Annotated in this window: 4 protein-coding genes; all 4 read left to right on the top strand. The window is 54.2% G+C overall.

What is annotated here, in order from left to right:
• On the top strand, positions 1–607 hold a 607-nt coding region (locus RBR60_RS16665), incomplete at its 5' end, for a DegT/DnrJ/EryC1/StrS family aminotransferase (RefSeq protein WP_320358906.1).
• Positions 604–1,167, top strand: a complete 564-nt coding sequence (locus RBR60_RS16660; protein ID WP_320358904.1) for a GNAT family N-acetyltransferase — start codon at positions 604–606, stop codon at positions 1,165–1,167. The genes RBR60_RS16665 and RBR60_RS16660, both read left to right, overlap by 4 nt.
• A gap of 1 nt (position 1,168) precedes the next feature.
• On the top strand, positions 1,169–1,804 hold the full coding sequence (locus RBR60_RS16655) for a pseudaminic acid biosynthesis-associated methylase (protein WP_320358902.1): 636 nt from the start codon (positions 1,169–1,171) through the stop codon (positions 1,802–1,804).
• On the top strand, positions 1,801–2,791 hold a 991-nt coding region (gene pseG / locus RBR60_RS16650), incomplete at its 3' end, for a UDP-2,4-diacetamido-2,4,6-trideoxy-beta-L-altropyranose hydrolase (protein ID WP_320358900.1). The genes RBR60_RS16655 and pseG, both read left to right, overlap by 4 nt.

The raw sequence follows: 2,791 nt of genomic DNA, 5'->3' as shown, positions 1-2,791 counted from the left end.
GGAAGGCATGGGCACGGCAAACCTTGTCAACATGGTGGGCTTCAATTTCCGCATGACGGAAATGGAAGCCGCCGTGGCCCGCTGCCAGCTCCGCAAACTGGAAGGGCTGCTTGAAAAACGTCTGAAAAACTGCCGCTACATGGCCGAAGGCCTTTCCCGGATCCCCGCCATCACAGCACCCGTCATCCGGGAGAACTGCAGACACGCCTTTTATGTCCATGCCTGCAGGTTTGATGAAACCCTTGCAGGCGTTTCCCGCAACACCTTCATGGATGCAGTAAAGGCTGAGCTTCCCTGCACCGAAGGCCGGGAGTCCGAAGGGGTGAAAATCGGCTGCGGTTATGTGAAACCCCTCTACCTCCTGCCCCTTTTCCAGCAGAAAATTGCCCACGGCAGCGGCCATTTTCCCTTCATCTCCCCCTGGAATCCCTCCGTACCGGACTATGGCAGAGGAAACTGCCCCGTATGCGAAGAGCTGCACGAAAAAACCCTTTTCACCCACGAGCTCATGCTCCCTTCCATGGAAAAGGCCGATATGGACGACGTTCTCCGGGCTTTCACCAAGGTATGGGAAGCCAGAGATCAGCTAAAAGGGAGTCTGACATGACCCCATACCCGGACATCTGCACCCAAAGGCTCAGGATCACGCCCTTTACGGAGACCCATATCTCAAAAGCCTACATCGGCTGGCTCAATGACAAAAGGCTTATGGCCCACAGCGAACAGCGCCACAGGGAACACGATGCAGCCTCCTGCCTTGCCTATCTCCGCTCCTTTGAGAAAACCCCCCACTACTTCTGGGCCATCATGGAAGAAGAAAGGGGACTGGGACACATCGGCAACATCAATGCCTATGTTAATGTCCCCAATGGCCTTGCGGACATGGGCATTCTCATCGGAAGTCCGGAAGCAAAGGGAAAGGGCTACGGACTGGAGGCCTGGAAGGCCGTTGCCGACTTTCTCCTGCACAGGGCAGGGCTGCGTAAAGTGACAGCCGGAACCCTGGCCGGGAACAGGGCCATGCTGAAGCTCATGGAGAAAGCGGGTATGGTGGAAGATGGTATCAGAAAGCGGCATTATATTTGCAAAGGAATGGAAACGGATGTGGTGCACAGGGCCCTGTTTGCCCATAGACCCGAAACATCCCAAGGACAAAAAAAGGAATGACATGAGCCAAGACCGATACGAGACCGAGCAGGAAGCCTTCTGGGCCGGTTCCTTTGGTGCGGAATACATCGAAAGAAACAGGGATCCCCAGCTTCGGGCCTCCAACATCCACCTGTTTTCGGAAATTCTCGCCCACACCAGGGGCGTGCGCAGCTTCTTTGAAGTTGGCGCCAACATCGGCCTTAACATAGAGGCCCTAAACCAGCTCTGCCCCGGAAGGGAAACCTCTGCCCTGGAGCTCAATCCCAAGGCCTTTGATATCTTAAAAAACAAATGCACGGGCAAGACCTGGCAGGGCTCCATTCTGGATCTCAAGACAGCAGAACTCCCGGAGTTCGATTTTGTCTTCACCAAGGGGGTTCTCATCCATATCCACCCGGAAAAACTGCCCCTTGTCTATGAAAAACTCCATGCCCTGTCCTCAAAATATATCTGCCTCATTGAATACTACAACCCCACCCCTGTGGCCCTGGAATACAGGGGCTTTCAGGACAGACTCTTTAAAAGGGATTTTGCGGGAGAGCTTCTCACAGCTTTTCCAGACCTCAAACTGCTCAGCTATGGCTTCAAGTACCGCAGGGACAACAATTTCTCACAGGGAGATCTCAACTGGTTTCTTATGGAAAAAGAAAGATGAACCACGTTGTTTTCAGAACAGATGCATCCTTAAAAATTGGCACCGGCCATGTCATGCGCTGTATGACCCTGGCCCAGGCGCTCAAAGCCAGAGGTGCGGACTGCCATTTTCTCTGCAAGGACATCCCCGGTCATTCCATGGAAAAAATCAGAAGCCATGGCTTTCCGGTATTTCCCCTTGCTGCAGGGAAAGAAAACCCGGAGCCGGGGGATCCCGCCCATGCCCCCTGGCTTGAAGGATCATGGAAAGAAGACGCGACCCAGAGCCTTTATTTCCTCAAAACAATCCAGCCGAACTGGATCCTTGTAGATCATTACGGCCTCGACATCCGCTGGGAAAAAAAGATCCGGCCCTGTACGGGAAAAATTTTTGTGCTGGATGATCTGGCGGACAGATGCCACGACTGTGACATCCTTCTCGACTCCGGCAGAGACCCGGAAAGCCTGGAGTATAAAAACCTCGTTCCTCCCCACTGCATCCTGCTCCTGGGCACAGACCATGTCCTTCTGCGGAATGAATTCATCCGGATGCGTCCGGAAAGCCTGAAAAGGCGTGCAAACCCCGCTCTCCGCCGCATCCTCATCACCATGGGCGGCATGGATACCGCCAACGTCACAGGACGCATCCTGAAAACGCTCCGCTCCTTCCCCTTCATCAAAAACCTGGAAGTAGAGGTTGTTCTGGGAGGCAAGGCCCCTCATCTGGAAGCCGTCCGACAAGAGATCCTTTCTTTTCCCTGCCCCGTACAGATGCACATCGACACCCCGTCCATGGCCAAACTTATGGCCAAAAGCGATCTCGCTATCGGTGCTCCGGGCAGCACCTCCTGGGAACGCTGCTGCATGGGGCTCCCTTCCATCCTCTTCCTCCTTGCGGAAAACCAGAAGGCTGTCGTAAATATAATGAACCGTCATGGAGCCGCATGGGTTCTTCCAGCCTCTGAGCAGGGGTTTGGAGAGCTTGAAAAACTTCTAGGGAAGCTTCTTC

The sequence above is a fragment of the Desulfobotulus sp. genome, assembly GCF_034006065.1.
In the GTDB taxonomy this organism is placed as follows: Bacteria; Desulfobacterota; Desulfobacteria; order Desulfobacterales; family ASO4-4; genus Desulfobotulus.
This window is presented reverse-complemented; position numbering and strand designations above follow the sequence as displayed.

Bases quoted from the DNA above. Each gene is read 5' to 3' on its own strand.
- RBR60_RS16660 (WP_320358904.1), top strand. From the start codon at position 604: ATGACCCCATACCCGGACATCTGCACCCAAAGGCTCAGGATCACGCCC.
- RBR60_RS16655 (WP_320358902.1), top strand. From the start codon at position 1,169: ATGAGCCAAGACCGATACGAGACCGAGCAGGAAGCCTTCTGGGCCGGT.